At 73.8% G+C, this 21,718-nt stretch carries 14 protein-coding genes and 2 pseudogenes; 9 read left to right on the top strand and 7 right to left on the bottom strand.

Features of this window, described 5'->3' with window-relative positions:
- The first annotated feature begins 26 nt into the window (after positions 1 to 26).
- From Voc01_RS27390 to Voc01_RS27375, 4 genes are all read left to right on the top strand, one after another.
- On the top strand, positions 27 to 1,562 hold the full coding sequence (locus Voc01_RS27390) for an FAD-dependent oxidoreductase (protein WP_203930438.1): 1,536 nt from the start codon (positions 27 to 29) through the stop codon (positions 1,560 to 1,562).
- Positions 1,552 to 2,985, top strand: coding sequence for a class I adenylate-forming enzyme family protein (locus Voc01_RS27385; protein ID WP_203930437.1), 1,434 nt, complete (start codon positions 1,552 to 1,554; stop codon positions 2,983 to 2,985). Before Voc01_RS27390 ends, Voc01_RS27385 begins: the two co-directional genes overlap by 11 nt.
- 424 nt (positions 2,986 to 3,409) lie before the next feature.
- Positions 3,410 to 3,976: a peroxiredoxin family protein gene (locus Voc01_RS27380; RefSeq protein WP_239160519.1), complete on the top strand. Its 567-nt coding sequence runs from the start codon at positions 3,410 to 3,412 to the stop codon at positions 3,974 to 3,976.
- Positions 3,976 to 4,812 carry a cytochrome c biogenesis CcdA family protein gene (locus Voc01_RS27375; protein WP_203930436.1) on the top strand — a complete coding sequence of 279 codons (837 nt, stop codon included), beginning with the start codon at positions 3,976 to 3,978 and terminating at the stop codon, positions 4,810 to 4,812. Before Voc01_RS27380 ends, Voc01_RS27375 begins: the two co-directional genes overlap by 1 nt.
- A 27-nt stretch (positions 4,813 to 4,839) precedes the next feature.
- Here the strand turns inward: Voc01_RS27375 and Voc01_RS27370 are convergent.
- A pseudogene (locus Voc01_RS27370) lies at positions 4,840 to 5,085 on the bottom strand (ATP-binding protein); the annotation flags it as partial.
- Between the two features lie 135 nt (positions 5,086 to 5,220).
- On the opposite strand from Voc01_RS27370, the gene Voc01_RS27365 reads away from it, so the two are divergent.
- Positions 5,221 to 7,476: a molybdopterin-dependent oxidoreductase gene (locus Voc01_RS27365; RefSeq protein WP_203930435.1), complete on the top strand. Its 2,256-nt coding sequence runs from the start codon at positions 5,221 to 5,223 to the stop codon at positions 7,474 to 7,476.
- A 36-nt stretch (positions 7,477 to 7,512) separates the two neighbouring features.
- Here Voc01_RS27365 and Voc01_RS27360 read toward each other — a convergent pair.
- Both Voc01_RS27360 and glyA read right to left on the bottom strand, forming a co-directional pair.
- A pseudogene (locus Voc01_RS27360) lies at positions 7,513 to 7,929 on the bottom strand (ABC transporter permease); the annotation flags it as partial.
- Positions 7,930 to 8,029: 100 nt separating this feature from the next.
- Positions 8,030 to 9,364: a serine hydroxymethyltransferase gene (gene glyA / locus Voc01_RS27355; RefSeq protein WP_203930434.1), complete on the bottom strand. Its 1,335-nt coding sequence runs from the start codon at positions 9,362 to 9,364 to the stop codon at positions 8,030 to 8,032.
- Between the two features lie 112 nt (positions 9,365 to 9,476).
- Between glyA and Voc01_RS27350 the strand changes: the two genes are divergently transcribed.
- The gene (locus Voc01_RS27350) at positions 9,477 to 10,637 is read left to right on the top strand and encodes a helix-turn-helix domain-containing protein (protein WP_203930433.1); all 1,161 of its coding nucleotides are present in this window, start codon (positions 9,477 to 9,479) and stop codon (positions 10,635 to 10,637) included.
- An 18-nt stretch (positions 10,638 to 10,655) separates the two neighbouring features.
- Here the strand turns inward: Voc01_RS27350 and Voc01_RS27345 are convergent, their stop codons facing one another.
- Positions 10,656 to 11,294: a response regulator transcription factor gene (locus tag Voc01_RS27345; RefSeq protein ID WP_203930432.1), complete on the bottom strand. Its 639-nt coding sequence runs from the start codon at positions 11,292 to 11,294 to the stop codon at positions 10,656 to 10,658.
- Positions 11,291 to 12,472, bottom strand: coding sequence for a sensor histidine kinase (locus tag Voc01_RS27340; protein WP_203930431.1), 1,182 nt, complete (start codon positions 12,470 to 12,472; stop codon positions 11,291 to 11,293). Before Voc01_RS27340 ends, Voc01_RS27345 begins: the two co-directional genes overlap by 4 nt.
- 107 nt (positions 12,473 to 12,579) lie before the next feature.
- Here Voc01_RS27340 and Voc01_RS27335 point away from each other — a divergent pair, with 107 nt between their 5' ends.
- Positions 12,580 to 14,667 (top strand): MMPL family transporter, encoded by a 2,088-nt coding sequence (locus Voc01_RS27335; RefSeq protein WP_203930430.1) that lies wholly within the window; start codon positions 12,580 to 12,582, stop codon positions 14,665 to 14,667.
- Positions 14,668 to 14,677: 10 nt separating this feature from the next.
- On the opposite strand, the gene Voc01_RS27330 is transcribed toward Voc01_RS27335, so the two are convergent.
- Both Voc01_RS27330 and Voc01_RS27325 read right to left on the bottom strand, forming a co-directional pair.
- Positions 14,678 to 17,632, bottom strand: coding sequence for a glycosyl hydrolase (locus Voc01_RS27330; protein ID WP_203930429.1), 2,955 nt, complete (start codon positions 17,630 to 17,632; stop codon positions 14,678 to 14,680).
- 95 nt (positions 17,633 to 17,727) lie between these two features.
- Positions 17,728 to 18,192, bottom strand: coding sequence for a MarR family winged helix-turn-helix transcriptional regulator (locus Voc01_RS27325; protein WP_203930428.1), 465 nt, complete (start codon positions 18,190 to 18,192; stop codon positions 17,728 to 17,730).
- 73 nt (positions 18,193 to 18,265) lie between these two features.
- On the opposite strand from Voc01_RS27325, the gene Voc01_RS27320 reads away from it, so the two are divergent.
- A complete protein-coding gene (locus Voc01_RS27320) occupies positions 18,266 to 18,634 on the top strand; it encodes a VOC family protein (RefSeq protein ID WP_203930427.1) in 369 nt (122 codons plus the stop codon).
- A 113-nt stretch (positions 18,635 to 18,747) separates the two neighbouring features.
- Positions 18,748 to 21,612 carry an AfsR/SARP family transcriptional regulator gene (locus Voc01_RS27315; protein WP_203930426.1) on the top strand — a complete coding sequence of 955 codons (2,865 nt, stop codon included), beginning with the start codon at positions 18,748 to 18,750 and terminating at the stop codon, positions 21,610 to 21,612.
- Positions 21,613 to 21,718 lie beyond the last annotated feature (106 nt).

Below are 21,718 nucleotides of genomic sequence, written 5' to 3'. Positions count from 1 at the left end.
GAAATCGCGTCCCTACGGTGCACCACATGACGACGGACTACCTGATCATCGGGGCCGGACCGGCGGGGCTGCAGCTCGCCGCCCTGCTGGAGCGCGACGGCCGCGACTACCTGGTCCTCGAAGCCGGCTCGGCGCCGGGCACGTTCTTCACCACGTACCCGCGCCACCGCCAGCTGATCTCGATCAACAAGGTGTGGACCGGGTCCGAGGATCCCGAGTTCAACCTCCGGGCCGACTGGAACTCCCTGCTGACCGACGACCCGGCGCTGCTGTTCGGCAACTACAGCCGCCGCTACTTCCCCGACGCCGACACCATGGTCCGCTACCTGGCCGACGTCGCGGTCCGCACCGGCGCGCGGATCCGTTACGACACCAGGGTGTCGCGGGTGTCACGCGACGCCGACGGGTTCACCGTCGTGGCCGGCGGCGAGACCCTCACGGCGCGGCGGGTGGTCGTCGCCACCGGGGTCGGGAACCTGTACGTCCCACCGATCCCCGGCGCCGAGGTGGCCGAGCGGTACGACACCGTCAGCGTCGACCCGGACGACTTCACCAACCAGCGGGTGCTCATCGTCGGCAAGGGCAACTCGGCGTTCGAGACCGCCGACGCGCTCGTCGAGACGGCCGCGGTCATCCACGTCGCCGGGCCGCGCGCGGTGAAGATGGCGTGGCAGACGCACTACGTCGGCCACCTGCGCGCGGTGAACAACAACTTCCTCGACACCTACCAGCTCAAGTCGCAGAACGCGGTGCTCGACGGCACCGTGGAACGGATCTCCCGCCGGGAGGACGGCGGCTACCGGATCGACTTCCGCTACGCCCGCACGGTCGAGGCGCTGCGGCAGATCGACTACGACCGCGTCATCCTGTGCACGGGCTTCCGCTTCGACGCGTCCATCTTCGACGACACGGCGCGGCCGCGCCTGGTCATCAACGACCGCTTCCCCGAACAGACCCCGGCGTTCGAGTCGGTCAACGTACCCGGCCTGTACTTCGCCGGCACCCTCACCCAGCAACGCGACTTCAAGAAGTCCACCAGCGGGTTCATCCACGGCTTCCGGTACGGCGTCAGGGCACTGCACCGCATCCTCGGCGAGCGCTACCACGACACGCCGTGGCCGTCCGTCGCCGTCGAGGCCACGCCCGAGGCGATCGCCGACGCGGTCATCGCCCGGATCAACCGCACCTCCGCGCTGTGGCAGCAGTTCGGTGTCCTCGCCGACGTGGTCACCGTGACCGCCGACGGCGCGCGCTACCTCGAGGAGTTGCCGGTCGCCCACGTCGGCTCCGACGGGCTGGCGTTCCTGGTCACCCTGGAGTACGGGCCGGAGCACGACCGGGTGGACCCGTTCGACATCACGGTCCCGCGCATCGCCGAGAACGACGCGGCGGCCGCCCACGACGCCAGCTACCTGCATCCGGTCGTGCGTGTGCGCCGCGACGGCGCCGTGGTGACCGAGCACCACCTCGCCGAGAACCTCGAGAACCACTGGGACCTGCCGGCCGTGCACCACCAGCCGCTGGCGCAGTTCATCAAGGGCGTGCTGGCAGATGGCGTCTGAGGTCTGGCCGCAGCCGGTCCTCGACCTGCTCACCACCGGCGACGACCGCCCGGTGTTCGAGGACGGCGACCGCGTCGTCACCGCGGCCGGCATGGCGTCGCTGGTGCGGCGGGCGGCGGGCGGGCTGCGCGCCGCCGGGGTCGGGCCGGGCACCGGGGTCGCGCTGGAGGTCGGGGTGTCGCCGGAGGCGTTCGCGGTGATCATCGCCGCGTTCGCGCTCGGTGCGCGGGTCTCGGGCGTGCGTCCCGGGCTCACGCCGTCCCAGAAGAGGCCCTTCCTGGACCTCGACGGTGCCGCCGGGGCCGCGCTCGTCGACGACGCCCGCGCCGCCGACCTGGCCGCCGGCCCCGACGACGGCGCGCCGCTGGTCGCCGCCGGCCGCCCGGCCGACCTCGCCCGGATCACCTGGACCAGCGGCAGCACCGGTGTGCCGAAGGGCTGCGTGCGCACGTACGCGGCGATGAGCGCCGCCTGGGCGCCCTACCCCGACCGGTGGCCGCCGGCCGTCGCCGACCTCGCCGCGCGGCTGGACCGTTACCTCGTCTTCGGGTCGCTGAACAGCCTGGTGATGCTCGAGTACGCCGTGCTGACCCTGGCCGCCGGCGGCACGCTGGTCGCCGCGCGCCCGCCGGGCCTTCCCGACATGGTCACCCGGCACCGGGCGACCGCGAGCGTCGTCACCGTCGGGAAGCTGCACCAGCTCGTGCGCGACCAGCGCTCCCGGCCCGCCGACCTGAGCAGCCTGCGGGCCCTGCTGGTCTCCGGTTCCCCGCTCGAACCGGGCCGCCTGACGGAGGCCCTGGACGTGCTCGGACCGGTGGTCTTCCACGGCTACGGCCAGACCGAGACCGGCATGATCGCCATGGTCACGCCGGCCGAACTGGCGGCCGACCCGCGCCTGCGCGCCTCCGTCGGCCGCGCACCCGCGGTGACCGACCTGTCGATCCGCGACGCCGCCGGCCGACCCGCCGCCGAGGGCGAGCTGTACGTCCGGACCCCGTCGCAGGCCAGCGGGTACTGGGCCGACCCGGACGGGACGGCAGAGGTGTTCGACGCCGGCTGGGTCCGCACCCGCGACCTCGCCCGCCTCGACGAGCGCGGCTACCTGTACCTGGACGGGCGCATCCGCGACATCATCATCGTCAACGCCGAGGTGGTCTACGCCGGCCCGGTCGAGCGGATCCTCGGCGGCGACCCGGCCGTCGCGGAGGCGTACGTCGTCGGCCGGCCCGACGACGCCACCGGCGAGGCCGTCCACGCCTTCCTCGTGCCCGCCACCGGACACACCCCCGACCCGGACCGGCTGCGCACCCTGGTCGGCGCGGCCCTCGGCCCGGCGGCGGTTCCCCACACCGTCCGGCTGATCGACCGGGTGCCGGTCACCCCGAACGGCAAGCCGGACAAGAAGGCCCTGCCCCGGTGAACCGGCGCAACGGCGTTACGGACCGTGAACCGTTCGGGGGCCGCCATCGCGGCCGCTACCCAGAGATCAACCTCTCTGGATGAGCAACTGTTCACCCGGTGGGTTGGGGGTGCCCGTTGTGTTCGGCGCTGTCCGTGAGGCTGCGCCGCCACGTCGGGATCGGCCGTCGAACGCGCGAAGCCCTGGCGATCGTGGACTCCCCTACACGTCATGGCATGTCTGGAAGTCCAAGATCAGGCCGGGCGTCGGGGCCGGGGAGAGAAATGCTGGAACCACCGCACCTTCTCTCCCACGATCACTGCCGCCATAACCGCCGGGCAGCCGGCCGACGAGCGCACCACTGCGTGAACAGTCTCGCGGCCGTCGGGGCGGCGGTCACCGGTTCGTAAGATCTGCCGACGGCGCGGACCGGTAGGGTCGCGGCGTGACCCTCCGACGTCTCGTCGTGTCCCTCGTCGCCGCGATCACCGCGGTCGCGGTGCTCGCCGGTGCGGCCGGCTGCGCGGATCCCGCCCCCACCGACGCCGCTGGGCCGGTGGCCGCGTCGTCGACGACGGGCGCCGCCTCCACCCCCGCCTCCGGTGCCGCCGTGCCGTCGACGTTGGCGTTCACCGCCCGGACCGTGGGCGGTGCGGCGTTCGACGGTGCCACGCTGGCGGGAAAGCCGACCGTGCTGTGGTTCTGGGCGCCGTGGTGCCCGACGTGCGCCGGTCAGGCCAAGGGTGTGAAGACCGCCGCCGAGCAGCTGGCCGGCAAGGTGAACGTGGTCGGTGTCGGTGGGCTCGACGACGAGGACGCGATGCGCCGGTTCATCACCCAGTGGAAGCTCGACGCGGTGCCGCACCTGTCGGACGAGGCGGGCACCGTGTGGAAGAAGTTCGGGGTCACGTCGCAGAGCACGTTCGTGCTGCTGGACAGCCGCGGAACCGTCGTGCACAAGGGTGTCCTGACCGGTGACGCCCTTCCCGGCCGGGCCGCCGCGCTGACCTGATGGCCGACCTCGGGCTCGCGCTGGCCGCCGGGCTGGTCGCGGCGGTCAACCCGTGCGGGTTCGCGCTGCTGCCGGTGTACCTGACGCTGCTGGTGCTCGGCGACGACAGTCCCGGCCGGATCGTCGCCGTGCGGCGGGCGCTGGTCGCCACGGCCGCCATGACGGCCGGGTTCGTGGTCGTGTTCGGCGCCGTCGGGTCGGCGGTCGCACCGGTGTCCGGCGCCCTGTTCCGGTACCTGCCGTGGTTCACGGTCGCGTTCGGGCTGCTGCTGGTGGTGCTCGGCGGCTGGCTGACCGCCGGCCGGCACCTGCCGTCGTTCGTGCTGCCGGTCCGCGGCCCGACCGTGCGCCGCTCGGCCGGCTCCATGGTGCTGTTCGGCGCCGCGTACGCGGTCGCGTCGTTGTCGTGCACCATCGCGCCGTTCCTCGCGATCGTCGCCTCGAGCTTCCGCGCCGGTTCGGTCCTCGACGGGGTGGGGCTGTTCGTCGCGTACGCGCTCGGCATGGGCCTGCTGGTCGGCGCGGCCGCGCTCGCGGTCGCCCTGGCCCGCCCGGCCGCGCTGACCCGCCTGCGCCGCTTCGGCCCCGCGGTGTCGCGGCTCGGCGGCGCGGTCATGCTCGTCGCCGGCGGCTACGTCGCCTACTACGGCTGGTACGAACTGCGCGGCGACGTCGACGACCCGGTCATCGCCGGCGCGCAGTACCTGCAACGGGCGCTGGTACGTGCCGTCGAGACGCCGGGCGTGCGGTGGATCGCCGCGCTGTTCGCCGTTCTGCTGGCCGGCGCCCTGACGACCGCGTCGATCGCCCGCCGCACCGGCGGACCACGGAACTGACCCACCCGCGACGGTGGGACACCGCGGTCACGACGAAGGTCGTGTGCGATGGGGGACCCACAGCTCGACCTCCGTCCCCCTTCCGGGGCGGCTCCTGATGCCCGTCGTGCCGCCGAGGTCCCGGATCCGGCCCCGGATCGACTGGTGCACCCCGAGCCGTCCCGCGCGGGCCGAGTCGTCGAGCCGCCCGGGCTCGACGCCGATCCCGTTGTCGCGGACCGTGACGCGGACGCCGTCGCCCTCGTCCTCCAGCAGGATCCACGTCCGCGCGCCGGCACCCGCGTGCCCCCGTCACGCCACATCGGGTGGTCGTCGACCACCCATCACCCGCACGGTCACGTCCGCCACGATAGAGGCGGTACCGGGAACCTGCTGGCGGCCCTCGAGCCGAGCGACGATGGTGGAGGCATGACTGTCATACCGTCGACCTCGCACTGGGGCGCCTTCGGGGTGCGCGTCGACCCGGACGGCGGCCTCACGGTGGTGCCGCACCCGTCCGACCCGGCGCCGTCGCCGCTGCTCGGCAACGTCGTGGAAGGGCTGCGGCACCGCACCCGGGTCGCGCGGCCCGCGGTCCGGCGCGGGTGGCTCGACCACGGCCCGGGCCCGACCGACCGCCGCGGGCGTGACGGGTTCGTCGAGGTCGGCTGGGACGAGGTGCTCGACCTCCTCGCCGCCGAGCTGAACCGGGTGCGCACGGAGCACGGCAACGAGGCCATCTTCGGCGGCTCATACGGATGGGCCAGCGCCGGCCGGTTCCACCACGCCCAGAGCCAGCTGCACCGGTTCCTCAACCAGTTCGGCGGGTTCACCGGGTCGCGCAACTCCTACAGCAACGGCACCTCGGTGGTGCTGCTCCCCCACGTCGTCGGCGACGCCGAGACGGTGCTGCGCGGCGCGTCGTCGTGGCCGACGATCGCCGCGAACACCGAGCTGATCGTGGCGTTCGGCGGCATCCCGGCCAAGAACGTCCACGTGGTGCCCGGCGGGGTCACCCGGCACGGCACACCGGGACACCTCACGGCGCTGGCCGAGCGGAACGTGGAGGTCGCGCTCGTCAGTCCACTTCGGACGGACCTGCCGGCGACGGTGCCCGCCACCTGGTACCCCGTCGAGCCCGGCACCGACGTCGCGCTGATGCTGGGGCTGGCGCACACGCTGCTCGTCGGGGGCCTGCACGACAGGGCGTTCCTCGACCGGTACTGCGTCGGCTTCGACACCGTCGCGCGGTACCTCGTCGACGGCCGGTACGACGCCGACTGGGCCGCGCGCGTCTGCGGCATCCCGGCCGACGACATCCGGGCGCTGGCCCGGCGGATGGCGGCCCGCCGCACGCTGGTGACCGTCACCTGGTCGTTGCAGCGCATCCGCCACGGCGAGCAGCCGGTCTGGGCCGGGCTCCTGCTCGCCGCGATGCTCGGCCAGATCGGGCTGCCCGGCGGCGGGTTCGGGCACGGGTACGGGTCGATGGGCGACGTCGGCGACAACGGCCCGACCGTCCGGCTGCCGTACCTGCCGCAGGGCACCAACCCCGTCCGCACGTTCATCCCGGTGGCCCGCATCGCCGACCTGCTCCTGCACCCCGGCGCCACCTACGACTACAACGGCCGATCGCTGACCTACCCCGACATCCGGCTCGTGTACTGGGCCGGCGGCAACCCGTTCCACCACCACCAGGACCTGGCGCGGCTGCGCACCGCGTTCGGTCGTCCCGACACCGTCGTCGTGCACGAGCCGCACTGGACGGCCACCGCCCGGCACGCCGACATCGTGCTCCCCACGACACTGCCGCTGGAACGCGAGGACGTCGGCGGCGGACGCCGCGACACCCACCTCATCGCGATGCACCGCGCCGTCGAGCCGTACGGCGAGGCCCGCGACGACCACCACATCCTCGCCGGGCTCGCCGACCGGCTCGGCTTCGCCGACCGGTTCACCGAGGGACGCACCGCCCGGCAGTGGCTGGAGCACCTCTACGACCGGTGGCGCGCCGACGACGCGCCCACCTTCGCCGACTTCTGGGCCGCCGGCGGGCACGAACTGCCCACCGGCCCGAGCGACTTCACGTTGTTCGATCGGTTCCGCGCCGATCCCGACCGGTCGCCGTTGAAGACCCCGAGTGGACGCATCGAGCTCGCCTCCGAGACCGTCGCCGGCTTCGGCTACGACGACTGCCCCGGCCACCCGGCGTGGCTGGAACCGGAGCCGGCCGACCGGAGGTACCCGATGCACCTCATCGCCAACCAGCCCTCCACCCGCCTCCACAGCCAGCTCGACGTCGGACCTGTGAGCCGGGCGTCCAAAGTGGACGGTCGCGAGCCGCTGTCGCTGCACCCGGACGACGCGGCCGCCCGCGGCATCGCCGCCGGCGACGTGGTGCGCGTCTTCAACGACCGCGGTGCCTGCCTCGCCGGCGCGGTCCTCACCGACGGGATCCGACCCGGCGTGGTGCAGCTGGCCACCGGCGCCTGGTTCGACCCCGTCGACACCCCGGACGGCGTGCTGTGCGTCCACGGCAACCCGAACGTGCTGACCGCCGACATCCCCACCTCCCGGCTGTCGCAGGGCTGCGCCGGCCAGCACGCCCGCGTCCAGGTCGAGCGGTACACCGCGACGCCACCCCCGGTCACCGTCTTCGACCCACCGGCGGGGCTCGCGCGATGACCTCCCACGCGGGGCTCGCACGATGACGGCCCACGGCGTGGCGAGCGCCTCGGTCGGCGCGAGCCGGGCCGCGCGGATCGCCGGGTAGAGGCCGGCCATCGCGCCGATCACCAGTGTGGCCAGCACACCACCGGCGGTCGCCCACGCGGGCACCACGGTCAGCCATTCCCGGGTGAGCGGGTACATCGCGGTCACCGCCACCCCGGTCACCATGCCGCCGGCCCCGCCCAGCGCCGACAGCAGCAGCGACTCGGCCAGGAACTGCCCACGGACCTGGCCGCGCGTGGCACCCAGCGACCGGCGCAGGCCGATCTCCGCCCGGCGTTCGAGCACCGAGATGACCATCGTGTTGGCCACACCGACGCCACCGACCAGGAGCGCCACCGCGCCGAGGCCGAGCATCAGCCCCGTGAACACCTCGTCGGTGGCCTCCCGCGCGGCGAGCGCGTCCGGGTGCTGATCCTGACCAAGCTGTCGCTCCGCGACCGGGTGCAGGCGGTGATCTACGCCTACGAGCACGGCCTGGTCCGCGCCGGCCACCCGGACCGACCGTCTACGCGGTGGGCCGGTCGGTGGTGTAGTGGATGTCGCGGAACGGTCGGCGCCACGCGGTCACCTCCGCGGCGACGGCCTCCGGAGGGCCGGTCAACGCCCGGGCGACGAACGACGCGAGCGTCGGCATGTCGGCGACCGTCATGCCCAGCCGGGCCAGTTCCGGTGTGCCGATGCGCAGCCCGTTCAGGTCGCCCGGCACCGGCGCGACGGGCAGGCCGATGCCGCAGGTGAGCAGGTTCGCCCGGCGCAGGCGGGCCGCGGCGGTCTGGCCGCCGCCGAACGCCGCGGCCTCCACGGCGAACTGGTGCGACCGGGTCGCGACCCCGCCGGGCCGGAACACCGGGATGCCGGCGGCGGTGAGCCGGTCGGCGAGGGCGTCGGCGGTGCGCACCATCGCGTCGGCGTAGGCCTTGCCGGCGACGGTCCAGTCGAGCATCGTCTGCGCCAGGGCCGCGGTCCTGCCCGCGTCGAAGTTCGCGGTGAGCCCCGGATAGGCGATGGCCTCGATGCGCTCGGCCAGTTCGGCGTCGTTGGACAGGAGCAGACCACCGGCGGGACCGCCCAGGCTCTTGTAGGTGCTCATGGACATCAGGTGCGCGCCCTCGTCGAGCGGGTTCGGCCAGGCGCCGCCGGCGATGACGCCGCACAGGTGCGCGGCGTCGAAGAGGACCTTCGCGCCGACCGAGTCGGCGATCTCCCGGATGGCCGCGACGGGGTGCGGAACGAGGTTGAGGCTGCCACCGATCGTGATGAGCTTCGGGCGGACCGCGCGCGCGAGGTCGGCCAGGGCGTCGACGTCGACCGTGTACCCGGTGGGGTCGACCGGTGCGGCGACGGTGGTCACCCCGTAGAGACCGGCGGCGCCGGCGGCGTGGTGCGTGACGTGGCCCCCGATGGTCGCCGGTGGGGCGATCACCGGGTCGCCGGGTTCGCAGCACGCCATGAACGCGTACAGGTTCGCCAGGGCGCCGGACCCGACCCGCACCTCGGCGTGGTCGGCGTGGAACACCCGCGCCGCCAGCGCGGCCGCGACGACCTCGATGTGCTCGATGGCCTCCAGACCCGTCTCGTACTTCTCGCCCGGGTAGCCCAGGGACGCGCGGGACCCCAGCCGGGCCGCCAGCATGTTCTCCGCGCGTGGGTTCATGCGGTTGGTCGCCGGGTTGAGATTGAGGCACTCCTCGTCGTGGATGCGCTGGTTGTCCACGATCAGGTCCGACAGGAGGTCCGCGACGCCCGCCGCGTCCCGGGTCTGCAGGTCGGTGACGATCGAGGTGATCCGGTCGGCGACCGGGCCGGGCAGCCACGGACGCGGGGCGAGGGTGTCGGTCACGGGTGCTGCCCTCCTGGGACGCGGTCGGTACCGATGACGGTAGGAGCGGTGCCACCTGCGCGTCTTCGGAGCGGTGACCGCAATTCGCCCGCCGGTCTCCTACATTTGACGGATGGAGCCCGGCGACGTGCAGCGCGAGCTGGACGGGCTGGCCGCTACGCTCGGCCGCTCGGTGAGCCTCGACGACCCGGACGGAACGCTGATCGGCTACAGCACGCAGGGCGCCGACGTCGACCCGGTCCGCGTCCAGGCCATCCTGTCCCGCCGGGTCCCCGAGGCGGTGCTCGCCTACCAGCGCGGCCACGGCGTCGACACCGCGACCGGACCCGTCCGGCTGCCGGCGAACGCCGACCTCGGCATGTCGGCCCGCACCTGCGTCCCCGTCCGCGACGGCCGCGCGCCCGTCGCCTACCTGTGGGTCCTCGACGACGGAGCGCCGCTCGACCGGGCCGCCGACGACGCGGTGCGGGCGTGCGCCGACCGCCTGGCGACCCTGCTCCGCGCGCCCGGCGTCGACGGCGCGCTGGCCGAGCTCTTCGGCGACCGGCCCCGGGCCGACCCGGTCGGCGAGCTGGTCGGCCGCGAGCCCCGCATCCGGTCACACGAGCTGCGGTTCGCCGTCGTCGCCGCGACCACGACGACCGACGGTCGGCGGGCACCCGCCCCACGGACGACGCCGCCGGTGGCGACCTCGCGCGCCGTCCTCGGCACGGCCGCCGCCCACGGCCGCCGGCTCGTGCTCCTGGCGCACTCCGGGCGGGCCGGCGCCGTCGACGTCGGTGCCGTCGCCGGGTCCCACGTGACCGGGTACAGCGCGCCCTTCCGCGCCGGCGACGGTGACCCGGCGCTCGCGTCGGCCCTCGCCGCCCGCGCGATCGTCGCCGCCGACTGCGCGGCCGTCGACCCGGCGCTGCCGGCCACCGTCGGATGGGACCACCTCGGCGTCCACCGCCGGCTGCTGCTCGCCGGCGACCCCGGCGGCTGGCCCGACCCGCTGCCGATCGCCGACGACGACCGCTCCGCCGCAATGCTGCGTCAGACGCTGGAGACCTACCTCGACAACGCCGGCGACGCCGCCCGCACCATCACCGCGCTGCGGATCCACCGCACCACGTTCTACTACCGCCTCGAACGCCTCGCCGCGGTGCACGGCATCGCCCTCGACGACGGGCTGGTGCGCACCGAACTCCACCTCGCCCTCAAGACGCACCGCCTGGCCCGGGCCCGCGACACCTACGGCTGGACGGCCCGGTTCCTGACCCGTCTGCGCTGACCAGCGGACCCCGCCGGTCTAGCGCACCAGGCCGGCGTCGTACGCGCGGATGATCGCGGCCGGACGGTCGCGGACGCCGAGCTTCTGGAAGATGGCCGAGATGTGGCCCTTGACCGTGCGTTCGCTCAGGAAGAGCCGTCCGGCGATCTCCGCGTTGGTGGCGCCCGAGGCCACGAGGGCGAGTACCTCGCGCTCCCGGTCAGTGAGGACGTCGAGAGACGCGACCGGCGACGCGACGCGCTGCCGCACGGTGGCCATGACCCGGCGGGCCACCCGGGGGTCGAGCCAGGAGCCGCCGCGTGCGGTGACCCGGATCGCGCCGACGAGGTCGGCGGCGGGTGCGTCCTTGAGCACGAAACCGGCCGCACCCGCCTCGATTGCGCCCCACAGCACGTCGTCGTCCTCGAACGTGGTGAGCGCGAGGACGTGCGGCGGTGCCTCGTCCCGCAGCAGGTGACGGGTCGCCTCGATGCCGTCGAGCACCGGCATGCGGATGTCCATGAGCACGACGTCCGGGCGCAGCGTGCGCGCGGCGTCGATACCGGCCCGCCCGTCGGCGGCCTCGCCGACGATGTCGAGGTCGTCATGGGGTGACAGGATCAGCCGCAGGCCGACGCGGACCAGTTCCTGGTCGTCGACCAGCAGGACGCCGGTCACGCGTCGACCGTCGCCGACACGTGGGGCAACGGCAGCGACGCCGTCACCAGCCAGCCGTCGCCGTTCGGGCCGGCCGTCATCGAGCCACCGAGGGCGTCGACCCGTTGCCGCATTCCGTCGAGGCCGGTGCCGCCGCCGCGACCGCGCTGCCCCGCCCGGCGGGCCGGGCCGTTGCGCACCGAGACGACCAGCCGGCGCGGCTCCCGGGCCACCCGCACGACGGCGTCCGACCCGGGAGCGTGATGCTCCACGTTGGACACCGCTTCCTGTACCAGCCGGAACGCCGCGAGGCCGGTGTACGGGTCCACTGTGGACAGATCGCCGGAGAGCTCGCCGCGCACCGCGAGCCCCGACGATGCCGCCGTCCGCAGCAGGCCGGCGATGTCGCCGGCGCCCGGCGGTGGCGGCCTGGCTCCACCGGGGTCCCCGGCCGAGCCGCGGTCGGGGCCGCCGTCGGGGTCCCTGAGAAGGCCGACAATGCCGCGCACCGACTCCAGGCTCTCGCGTCCCACGTGCTCGGCCCGGGCGAGGGCCTCGGCGGCGGCCGCGGAGTCGCGGCTGAGGACCTCGCGCGCACCGACGACGTTGAGCAGCACGACGCTGAGCCCGTGACCGATGGCGTCGTGCACGTCGACCGCGATCCGTCGGCGTTCCGCGGCGGCCGCCGCGGCGTCGAGGCGGCCCTGCGCCTCGGTGAGCGCCGCGACGAGTGTGCGCTCCCGGCGCACCATGCGCCCGATCAGCCAGGACAGCAGGGTGCCGGTGCCGAAGAAGACGGCGGCGGGATAGTCCTCGCGCCACTCCCCGTACCGGACCACGAACGCCACCGGGACGGCCAGCGCACCCGCGAAGGCGACCGCCTCCGCCGGCCACGACGCTGCGGTGGCGGCGAGCCAGGCGACCGCCAGCAGGGCCAGGAAGATCGCGCCGGGCGCGTCGAACCCGATGCTCACCACCGCCGGCGCGCCGACCCCGACGCCCGCCATCACCCACGAACCGACCCGCACGTCCCCGGCCAGCAGCGCCCACGGCACGAGCGCGACGGCCAGTACGCTCACCAACCCGGCGGACACGCCGCTGGTCACGAACACCAGCAACGCCACGGCCAGCGCCGCGAACGGGAACGCCGGACCCGTCGTGAGCGCGCCGCCCCACGCCCGCGGCCCCTTCACGTCCATCACTGCAAACTACCGTCGTGACGGCCGCCGCGGCCCGTACCGTGGTACGGGTCGGAGACCGACCGCGGTGCGATGTGCGCGCAGCGCCCGGGCCGCAGATTCATGGCATGTTCACGAGCATCGGTCGCCTCACCGTCCGCCGGCGCCGGCTTGTGCTGGCGCTCACCGTCCTCTTCGTCGTCGTCGCGGGGGCCCTGGGCTCCGGCCTGTTCGGATCGCTCGGCGGCGGCGGCTTCACCGACCCGGACGCCGAGTCGGCCCGCGCCGCCGCGTTCCTCACCGCGACCGGCACGACCACCGTCCCCGAACTGGTGCTGCTCGTCGAGGCGGCCGCCGGCGTCGACGACCCCACCGTCGCCGCCGCCGGACGCGACCTCACCGCGGCCGTCGCGGCCGAACCCGGCGTCGGCCGGGCGGTCTCCCACTGGTCGGCGGGAGGCGACGAGCCGACGCTGCGGTCCGCCGACGGCCGCTTCGCGCTCGTCGTCGTCGACCTGGCCGACGCGACGGACGCCGACGACCTGGCCGCCGCGATCGCCGGGCGGTACACCGGCACGCGCGGCCCGATCGCCGTACGCGAGGGCGGCGCGCACGCCATCGACACCGCGATCGGCGAGCAGTTGGAGACCGACCTGATCCGGGCAGAGGCCATCGCCGTGCCGGTCACGTTGGCGCTGCTGCTCATCGTGTTCGGCGGCCTCGTGGCCTCGGTGACGCCACTCGTCGTGGCGGCGATCGGCGTCGCCGGCGCGTTCCTCGGACTCGCCGTCATCGCCCGGTTCACCGAGGTCTCGGTGTACTCCATCAACCTGATGACCGGGCTCGGTTTCGGCCTCGCCATCGACTATTCGCTGTTCATCCTGACCCGGTTCCGGGAGGAGCTGGCCGCCGGTCGGCCCACCGCCGACGCCGTGGTCCGCACGGTGGAGACCGCGGGACGCACCGTCGCCTTCTCGGCCCTCACCGTCGCGGTCTCGCTGTCGGCGCTGCTGGTGTTCCCCCTGTCGTTCCTGCGCTCGTTCGCCTACGCCGGGGTGGCGGTCGTGCTGAGCGCCGCCGCGGCGTCGCTGCTGACGTTGCCGGCGTTGCTCGCCGTCCTCGGTCCACGGGTCGGGCGTCGGCGCACGGCCCGGCGCACGGCTGAGCACCGGTTCTGGTTCCGCCTCGCCCAGGCGGTCATGCGCCGGCCGGTGCCGGTCACCGTCGGCGTCGTCGGGGTGCTCCTCGCCCTCGGAACCCCGTTCCTGCGGGTCGACGCGGGTCTACCGACCTACCGGTCGCTGCCGCCCGGCAGTGAGGCGCGCGAGGTCGCCGAGATCCTCGACACCCGGTTCGCCGGCACCCGGACGGACGAGTTCGCCATCGCGCTGCCCGGCGTCGCGGCCGGCCCGGCGGTCGACGACCTCGCGCGGCGGGTCCGCGCCGTGGGCGGCGTCGACAGCGTGCGGGTGGAGACCTCGCCGGCCGGCTCCTGGCTGACCGTCGTGCCGTCCGTCGTCCCCCGGTCGCCGGAAGGCGAGCGGATGGTCCACGACCTCCGTGCCCTCGACGCGCCGTTCGACTACGCGGTGGGCGGCGACGCGGCCGAACTCGTCGACGCGAAGGCCGCCATCGCCGACCGCCTGCCGCTGGCACTGGCCGTCATCGCGTTGGCCACGGCTGTGCTGCTCTTCGCCGCGTTCGGCAGCCTCCTGGTGCCGGCCAAGGCGATCCTGCTCAACCTGCTCTCGCTCACCGCGACGTTCGGCGCGATGGTCTGGATCTTCCAGGACGGCCATCTGTCCGGGCTGCTCGGCTTCACCGCGACCGGGCAGCTCGACGTGACGATGCCGATCCTCATGTTCTGCGTGGCGTTCGGCCTGTCGATGGACTACGAGGTGTTCCTGCTCTCACGCATCAAGGAGGAGTACGACGCCACCGGCGACAACTCCCGCGCCGTCGCGACCGGCCTGGCCCGCACCGGCGGCCTCATCACCGCCGCCGCGCTGCTGCTCGCCGTGTCGTTCGCCGCCTTCGGCGTGAGCGGCATGAGCTTCCTCAAGCTCATGGGCATCGGCCTGGCCCTGGCGGTGGTCGTCGACGCCACGGTGATCCGCGGGCTGCTGGTCCCGGCGCTGATGCGGCTCGCCGGCGACGCCAACTGGTGGGCGCCCGCGCCGCTGCGCCGGCTGCACCGCCGCCTGGCACACCGGTGAACCCGCGGGGTCACTGGTACGGCAGCGTCAGCGTGGACAGCGCGCCCAGCGACACCGTGCTCGGCCCGGGGCCGATCGCACTCCAGATCTCCACCTTGACCGTGCCGTTCACCAGGTTGCCGAACGACCCCGTCGTGGTGATCTGGCCGACGCCGTCGGTGTACCGCTCCCACCCGGTCACCGGGTCGGTGGCGAAGTACCGGTAGGTCTCCACCCGGTCGAAGCTGCCGTTGCCGGTCAGGTCGTAGGAGACGCGGACCTGGGTGGCGTTGCCGACCCAGGTGCCGGCGTCGACGGAGAAGGTGAACGTGGTCGCGGCGCCCGACCGGTACGTCAGGTTCAGGCCCGTCGCGGTGAAGGTGGTCGGCGAGTGCGGCTGGTTGTCGTTGGCACCGGACGCCTTGACCACGGTCGCGGTGCCGGCGCTGCCCGCGGAGCCGGCGAGGACGCCGTTGGCCTGCAGGTAGCGGACCGCTCCCCCGCCGGTCGGCGGTGCGGAGGACGACTGCGAGGCCGACGGCGACGGGTTCGACGGCGACGGGCTGCCGCCGGACGGGCTCGGGTTGATCCCGCCGCCGGTGGCGTTGCCGCCGGACCAGTTCTGCGCGCCGCTGGCGACCGTCTTCCCGGCCGGCACCGTCAGCACCCGGCCGTCGGAGAAGGTCACCGTGATCGCCGCGTTGGTGATGTTGGACGCGACGTAGGTGCGGGCGCCGTTCTTCGTGAACACCCGGAACAGCGGGTGGTTGGCGGTGACGCCGAGGTCGACCGTGCCGAGGGCGGCGAGGTTGCGGATCCAGTGGAACGTGTGCGCCTTCGTCTCCCCCTCCTCGGGCGTGTAGCCGCTGTTGGCCCGGAACCTGGACAGCGCGCCGTCGCCGTCGCCGAGCGCCAGGTACTGCCAGGCGATGTCCTGCCACAGCGCGGGTTCGCGGCCGGCGTTGCGGACCAGCTCGGCGTAGTTGCTCCGCACGTAGGCCGGGTCGTTGCCGAGGTAGAAGTGCCCGCCGGTCACGGGGAGCATGTTGATGCCCTGGATCTGCTCCGGAGCGGCGGAGAACCAGGTGGCGTACGCGCCGCCGTCGCCCCAGACCATGCCGACGGTGCCGTGGCCGAAGGCGGCCGGGAAGTTCTCGTTGCGCGTGTCGAACCAGTACTCGTTGATCGCGGCCGACTGCGTCGTCCAGATGAAGATGCCGGCGTCGCGGATCGCGGTGTTGCCGGTCGCCTGTCCCCACTGGATCAGGGCGTTGGCGAAGTTCATCCCCTCCGACGAGGACTCCTGGTTGTTGCCGGCGAAGAACGCGCCGTGCCCGGCCGCCCAGTCGTGGCCGGCGTAGATGTCGAAGTCGCGCAGGTACGGGAACCGGTTGTCGCCGCGGTCGTAGTTGTTGGCGTCGCGGATCAGCAGGTCCACCATGCCGCCGTAGGCGGAGTTCGCGGCCCACGCCGGGTCGAACTTGGCCAGCGTCGCGGCGGCGGCGATGTAGTAGCCGTAGTGGAAGTGGTGGTCGTTGAGCTCGGCGTCCGACCCGTACGAGGCGGGGTAGCCGATCAGGGTGCCCCAGTTGCGGTCGTAGTAGAACAGCCGCTGCGTCTTGCCCTGCGACGCGGTGAACCAGTCGGTCAGCCGGGCCCGGATGGCGGCCAGGGCGGCGTCGCGGACGTCGGTGCGGCCGACCTGGTCGGCGATCTCGGCGATCCGCGCGCCGACGCCCAGCGCCTTGCCGGTCCAGTAGGTGTCGTTGCCGAGCACGTTGACCGGGTTGGCCTTGACCTGGTCGAGGTAGCCGTTGAGGGTGCTCAGGTCGGAGCCGGAGCTGTCGGCCACGGCGGGGACCTCGGGCAGTACGCCGGTGAAGACCGCCGACGTGGTGTAGGACGAGGCACCGACGAGGGTTCTCATCGCGCCGCGGGCGGTGACGTAGCTCTGCGCGATCGGCGTCCCGCTCGACAGCGCCCGCCACTGGTGCGGGTAGAGGCCGATGACGGTCCCGGAGCCGCTGCCCTCGCGGGCGGTGGTCGTGTACGTGTACGTGGTGGCGACCCGGCTGGTGCTCTGGTTGTACGTGTACGACACGCGGGTGCCGGTGACGTGATTGTGCGCGTAGGTCCCGTAGCTGTTCGCCAGCGCGACCTTGTCCGCGGTGCTGGTGCCCGACGCGGTGGGCAGCACGGCGATCGAGAAGTAGCCCCGGCCCGCGAGCGTGGACGTGATGACGGTGCCGCTCACCGCCCAGGTGGCACCGGACGGCGCGTACGCGACGTAGTCCCGGCCGGCGACCGTGTAGCCGATCCGCGAGCCGCTGTTGGACCAGACGGTCCGCGTGCTCTTCGCGGTGATCTGGGCGTTGCCGCCGGTGACCTGGAAGTACGCGAACGGCAGGCCGTGGCCGATGGTCGCCTTCATGGTGCGGGTGCCGTCGCTCCAGTACGGCGTGACGGTCCAGTCGGTCCAGCCGTCGACCAGGGTGCGCGGCGCGTTGAGCCCGGTCACCCCGGCGGTGAAGTCCTCCTGGTAGATGTAGTGGTACTCACCGACGCCGGTGCTCGAACCGCTGATCTGGGGCGTGGTGTTGTAGGAGAAGCCCAGCCCGCCGGCGGTGGTGTCGTAGCTGATCGGGTGCGCGTGCAGGTTCTCGCTGTAGGAGCAGTCGAACTTCTTGAAGACCAGCGACGACCACCAGTCGTTCGTCGGCACCGGGCCGGCCGGCGCGTTGGCGGTCATGAACTGCCGGGGGTTCGTGGCGAGGTCTCCGCAGCCGACCGGCAGGCTCGCGCCGGCCGGCAGGGTCTCGGTGTAGCTGCCCGAACCGACGGGGGCCGCGGGGGTCGCTCCGCCGAAGGCCACCGCTCCCAGCGCGGCCGCGAGCACCGCGGCGGCGGCCAGGGCGAGGGTCCGGCCGGACGGGGTCCGTGAAAGCCGGGAACCGTCTGAGCTCGCACGTCGGAAGACTGGTCCCATGACGCCTCCACCTTCGGCACACCATCTGTGAGAGCGCTCTCTCGCCGCTCGAACTGTAAGTGTGAACATCGCGTCTCGTCAATGTTGCGACGAGTTCACGTGCCGGTGCCGGGCTCCGGTGCGCGCAGCGAGTCGACCATGGTCCGCAGGAGCCGGAACGCGTCGGACCGCTCGGCCCCGGTCAGCCCGGCGACCATCCTGAGCTCGACGGACCGGACCGCCACGGTCGCCTTCTCCAGGCTGCGCCGGCCGCGGGACGTCAGCCGCGTGGGGAGCACCTTGCCGACGGGCGCCTCCGCGGGCCTGGTCACGTAGCCCTCCCGCTCCAGGGCCTGCAACAGCACGTTCATCGACTGCCTGGTCACGAACGCGCCCCGCGCGAGCTCGGAGTTCGACAGGCCCGGCCGCTGGGCCAGCAGCTCGAGGCAGGCGTAGCGGGTCACGTTCATCCCGAGCGGGCGCAGCACCTCCTCCATGGCCGCGCGCAACGCGCTCGACGCCTCCTTCAGCAGGTAGCCCAGCGACGTCTCCAGGTCGATGCCGGCACCGTCTTGACTCATGTCAGGATTCTGACATACTCTCGTGCGTGTCAGCAAACTGACATGCATTGTCGACATCCCGAGGAGCACCACCATGCCCGTCACCGGTCCCGACTTCATCTCGCTCCAGGCGCGCGACCTCGCGGCGTCACAGGCGTTCTACGAGCGGTACCTGGGGCTCGTCCGCTCGCCGGCCGGACCTCCCCACGCCGTCGTCTTCGAGACCACGCCGATCGCGTTCGCGCTGCGCGACGTGGTTCCCGGCACCGACCTCGACTCCGTCGACCGGCCCGGCATCGGGGCCGCGATCTGGCTGCACGCCACCGAGGTCCAGGCCATCCACGACGCGCTCGTGGCCGACGGGCACCCGATCGTCTCCGCGCCGGTCGACGGCCCGTTCGGCCGCACGTTCACCTTCGCCGACCCCGACGGCTACCAGATCACGCTCCACGACCGGGCCTGACCGCCGGCGCACCGGCAGGTGCCGAAACCTGGCGGCGACGTGGTGCGCCCGGCCCGTACATTGGGGAACCGGTCATGCCCGTTCGCTGCCGGCCGGCGGAGGTTGTTTTGCAGGTGCGGATACTCGGTCCGCTGGAGGCGTTCCGCGGTGACCGCCCGCTACCGCTCGGCGCGCCGAAGCAGCGCACGGTGCTGGCGATGCTGCTGGCCCGCGCGAACGACACCGTCGACCTGACCGAGCTGATCGACGAGCTGTGGGACGAGCACCCGCCCGCGTCGGCGACCGCGAACGCCCAGATGTACACGGCGAACCTGCGTCGGCTGCTCACCGCGGAGCCCCCGGTGGCGCGGCTGGTCAAGCGCGGCCAGAGCTACGAGCTCAGCGTCGACCCGGCCGGGTTCGACCTGCCGTGCTTCCGCGACCTGGCCCGCGAGGGCCGGGACCGCGCGCGGCGCGGTGACCTGCCGGCGGCCATCGAGCGGTTCTCCGCCGCCGCGGCGCTCTGGCGCGGTCCGGCCGCCGCCGACGTCGCCGCCGGCCGGTGGCTGTCGGCCTGGCGGGTGGCGCTCGACCAGGAGCGCGCGACGCTGCTCGACGAGTGCATCGAGGCGCTGCTGGCGCTGGGCTCCCACGAGGCGGCCGCCCGGCAGGCGCACGACCTGCTGCTGCGCGAGCCGCTGCGGGAACGGACCCACGCGTTGCTGGTCCGGGCGGTCTACCTGGCCGGCGACGTTCCCGCGGCGCTGGCCGCCTACGACGCCGCGCGCCGGACCCTCGTCGCCGAGCTGGGCCTGGAGCCCGGGGACGAGCTACGGCAGCTGCACCGGGCGATCCTCAACCGGGCCGAGCTGCCACCGCTCCCGGGGTCCGCCGCGGTGGCGGTGGTCGCCGACCGGCCGTCGGTACGGGACCGGCCGCCGGCGGTCGTGCCGCGCCAGCTGCCCACCGACATCGCCGGGTTCACCGGCCGGGAGACGTACCTGCGGCGGCTCGACGCGATGCGGTCCGACGCCGGTCCCCCGGGTGCCGGCGCACCCGCGGCCGTACCCATCGCCGTGATCGCCGGGACGGCGGGCGTGGGCAAGACCGCGCTGGCGGTGCACTGGGCCCACCGGGTGGCCGAGCGGTTCCCGGACGGCCAGCTCTACGCCAACCTGCGGGGGTTCGGGCCGGCCGGTGCGACCACCGAGCCCGCCGCGGCACTGCGCGGCTTCCTGATCGCGCTGGAGGTGCCCGTGCAGCGCATACCGTCCGACCTCGACGCGCTGGCGGCGCTCTACCGCAGCGTGCTGGCCGGTCGGCGGGTGCTGGTCGTGCTGGACAACGCCCGCGACGCCGAGCAGGTCCGTCCGCTCATTCCCGGCTCCGCGGGCTGCCTCGCCCTGGTCACCAGCCGCAACCGGTTGGCCGGCCTGGTCGCCGCCGAGGGCGCGCGTCCCCTCGAACTGGACGTGCTGACCCCCGCCGAGGCGCGGGACCTGCTCGCCCACCGGATCGGTCCGCGCCGGATCCACGCCGAACCCGACGCGACGTCCGGGATCGTGACCTACTGCGCCGGGCTGCCGCTGGCGCTCACGCTGATGGCGGCGCGGGCCGCGCAGCGCCCCGACAGCGCCCTGCACGCGCTCGTCGAGGAGGTACGGCAGCTCCGCGGCCTGCCCGACCCGCTCGACAGCGACGACGCGACCACCGACCTGCGTGCGGTGTTCTCCTGGTCCTACCGCAGCGTCAGCCCGCCGGCCGCGACGCTGTTCCGTCAGCTGGGGCTGCATCCGGGTCCGGACATCACCGCGGCCGCCGCGGCCAGTCTCGCCGGCCTCGACGCGGGCCCGACCCGCGCGCTGCTGACCGAACTGGCCCGCGCCCACCTCGTCGACGAGCCGGTGCCCGGCCGGTACACCGCCCACGACCTGCTGCGCGCCTACGCCGCCGAGCTCGCCGCGTCGGAGGACCCGGCCACCGAGCGGTCGGCGACCCTGCGGCGGGTGCTCGACCACTACCAGCACACCGCCTACGCCGCCGCGCTGCTGCTGCACCCGCACCGGGACCGGATCGAGCCGGGCACCCCGGCACCGGGCACGACGCCGGAACGGCTGGCCGACCGCGACCACGCGCAGGCGTGGCTGGACGCCGAGTACCCGGTGCTGCTCGCCGCGGTCGACCGGGCCGCCACCGCCGGCCGGTACCCGACGGCGTGGCTGCTGACCTGGGCCCTGGCCGACCACGTCCAGCGGCGCGGCCACTGGCAGGACTGGGTACGGATCCAGCAGACGGCGCTGCACGCCGCGCGGTCCCTCGACGACCGGGCCAAGCAGGCGCACGCCCACCGCGGGCTCGGCCGGGCCTACGCCCGGCTGGGCCGGTTGACCGACGCCGACGACCACTACCGGCGGGCGCTGCGGATCTTCGACGGACTGGGTGACCTCCGCGGCCAGGGGCATGTCCGGCGGGGGCTGGCGTGGCTGCAGGAGTTGCAGGGCGACCACGCGGGCGCCCTGCGGCAGAACGAGGCGGCGCTCGCGTTGTTCAGTGCCGCCGGCTACCGGACGGCCGAGGCCGACTGCCGCAACGCGATCGGCTGGAACCTCGCCCACCTCGGTGAGTACCGGGCCGCGCTCGCGTACTGCGAACAGGCCCGCGATTTGGTCGACGACCTCGACGACCAGCACGTCCTGATCTCCGTCCTGGACAGCATCGGCTTCATCCGCACCCACCTCGACGACCAGGCGGGAGCCGTCGCCGTCTACCGGGAGGCGCTCGACGGGGCGCAACGCCTCGGCGACCGGTACCTGGAGGGCCGGGTCTCGGCGAACCTGGCCGAGGCGATGGAGCGTGCCGGCGACCCCGCCGGCGCGCTCGCGCTGCTCCGGGAGGCGGTGGCGATCCTCGACGAGCTCGGCCACCCGGAGGCCGACCAGGTCCGCGACGAGCTGGACCGGTTGACGGCCGGCCGATCCACGCGGGTGGTCACCGGGTAGCGACCTATCGCCGGTCTATCGCCGGCCGGAATATCGTCCCGCTTCGGCAGTGACAGCCCACGGGGGGCGGGCGGCCGGTCGCGGTCGCGCGGCCGGTCGCCGACGG

Source organism: Virgisporangium ochraceum (genome assembly GCF_016863655.1).
GTDB lineage: Bacteria > Actinomycetota > Actinomycetes > Mycobacteriales > Micromonosporaceae > Virgisporangium > Virgisporangium ochraceum.
The sequence above is the reverse complement of the archived record's forward strand: the minus strand, read 5'-3'. Positions and strand labels throughout refer to the sequence as shown.

Excerpts from the sequence above, each read along its gene's own strand:
- Voc01_RS27390 (WP_203930438.1), top strand. The coding sequence starts at position 27 with ATGACGACGGACTACCTGATCATCGGGGCCGGACCGGCGGGGCTGCAG.
- Voc01_RS27385 (WP_203930437.1), top strand. The coding sequence starts at position 1,552 with ATGGCGTCTGAGGTCTGGCCGCAGCCGGTCCTCGACCTGCTCACCACC.
- Voc01_RS27375 (WP_203930436.1), top strand. The coding sequence starts at position 3,976 with ATGGCCGACCTCGGGCTCGCGCTGGCCGCCGGGCTGGTCGCGGCGGTC.
- Voc01_RS27365 (WP_203930435.1), top strand. The coding sequence starts at position 5,221 with ATGACTGTCATACCGTCGACCTCGCACTGGGGCGCCTTCGGGGTGCGC.
- Voc01_RS27350 (WP_203930433.1), top strand. The coding sequence starts at position 9,477 with ATGGAGCCCGGCGACGTGCAGCGCGAGCTGGACGGGCTGGCCGCTACG.
- Voc01_RS27340 (WP_203930431.1), bottom strand. The coding sequence starts at position 12,472 with ATGGACGTGAAGGGGCCGCGGGCGTGGGGCGGCGCGCTCACGACGGGT.
- Voc01_RS27335 (WP_203930430.1), top strand. The coding sequence starts at position 12,580 with ATGTTCACGAGCATCGGTCGCCTCACCGTCCGCCGGCGCCGGCTTGTG.
- Voc01_RS27330 (WP_203930429.1), bottom strand. The coding sequence starts at position 17,632 with ATGGGACCAGTCTTCCGACGTGCGAGCTCAGACGGTTCCCGGCTTTCA.
- Voc01_RS27325 (WP_203930428.1), bottom strand. The coding sequence starts at position 18,192 with ATGAGTCAAGACGGTGCCGGCATCGACCTGGAGACGTCGCTGGGCTAC.
- Voc01_RS27320 (WP_203930427.1), top strand. The coding sequence starts at position 18,266 with ATGCCCGTCACCGGTCCCGACTTCATCTCGCTCCAGGCGCGCGACCTC.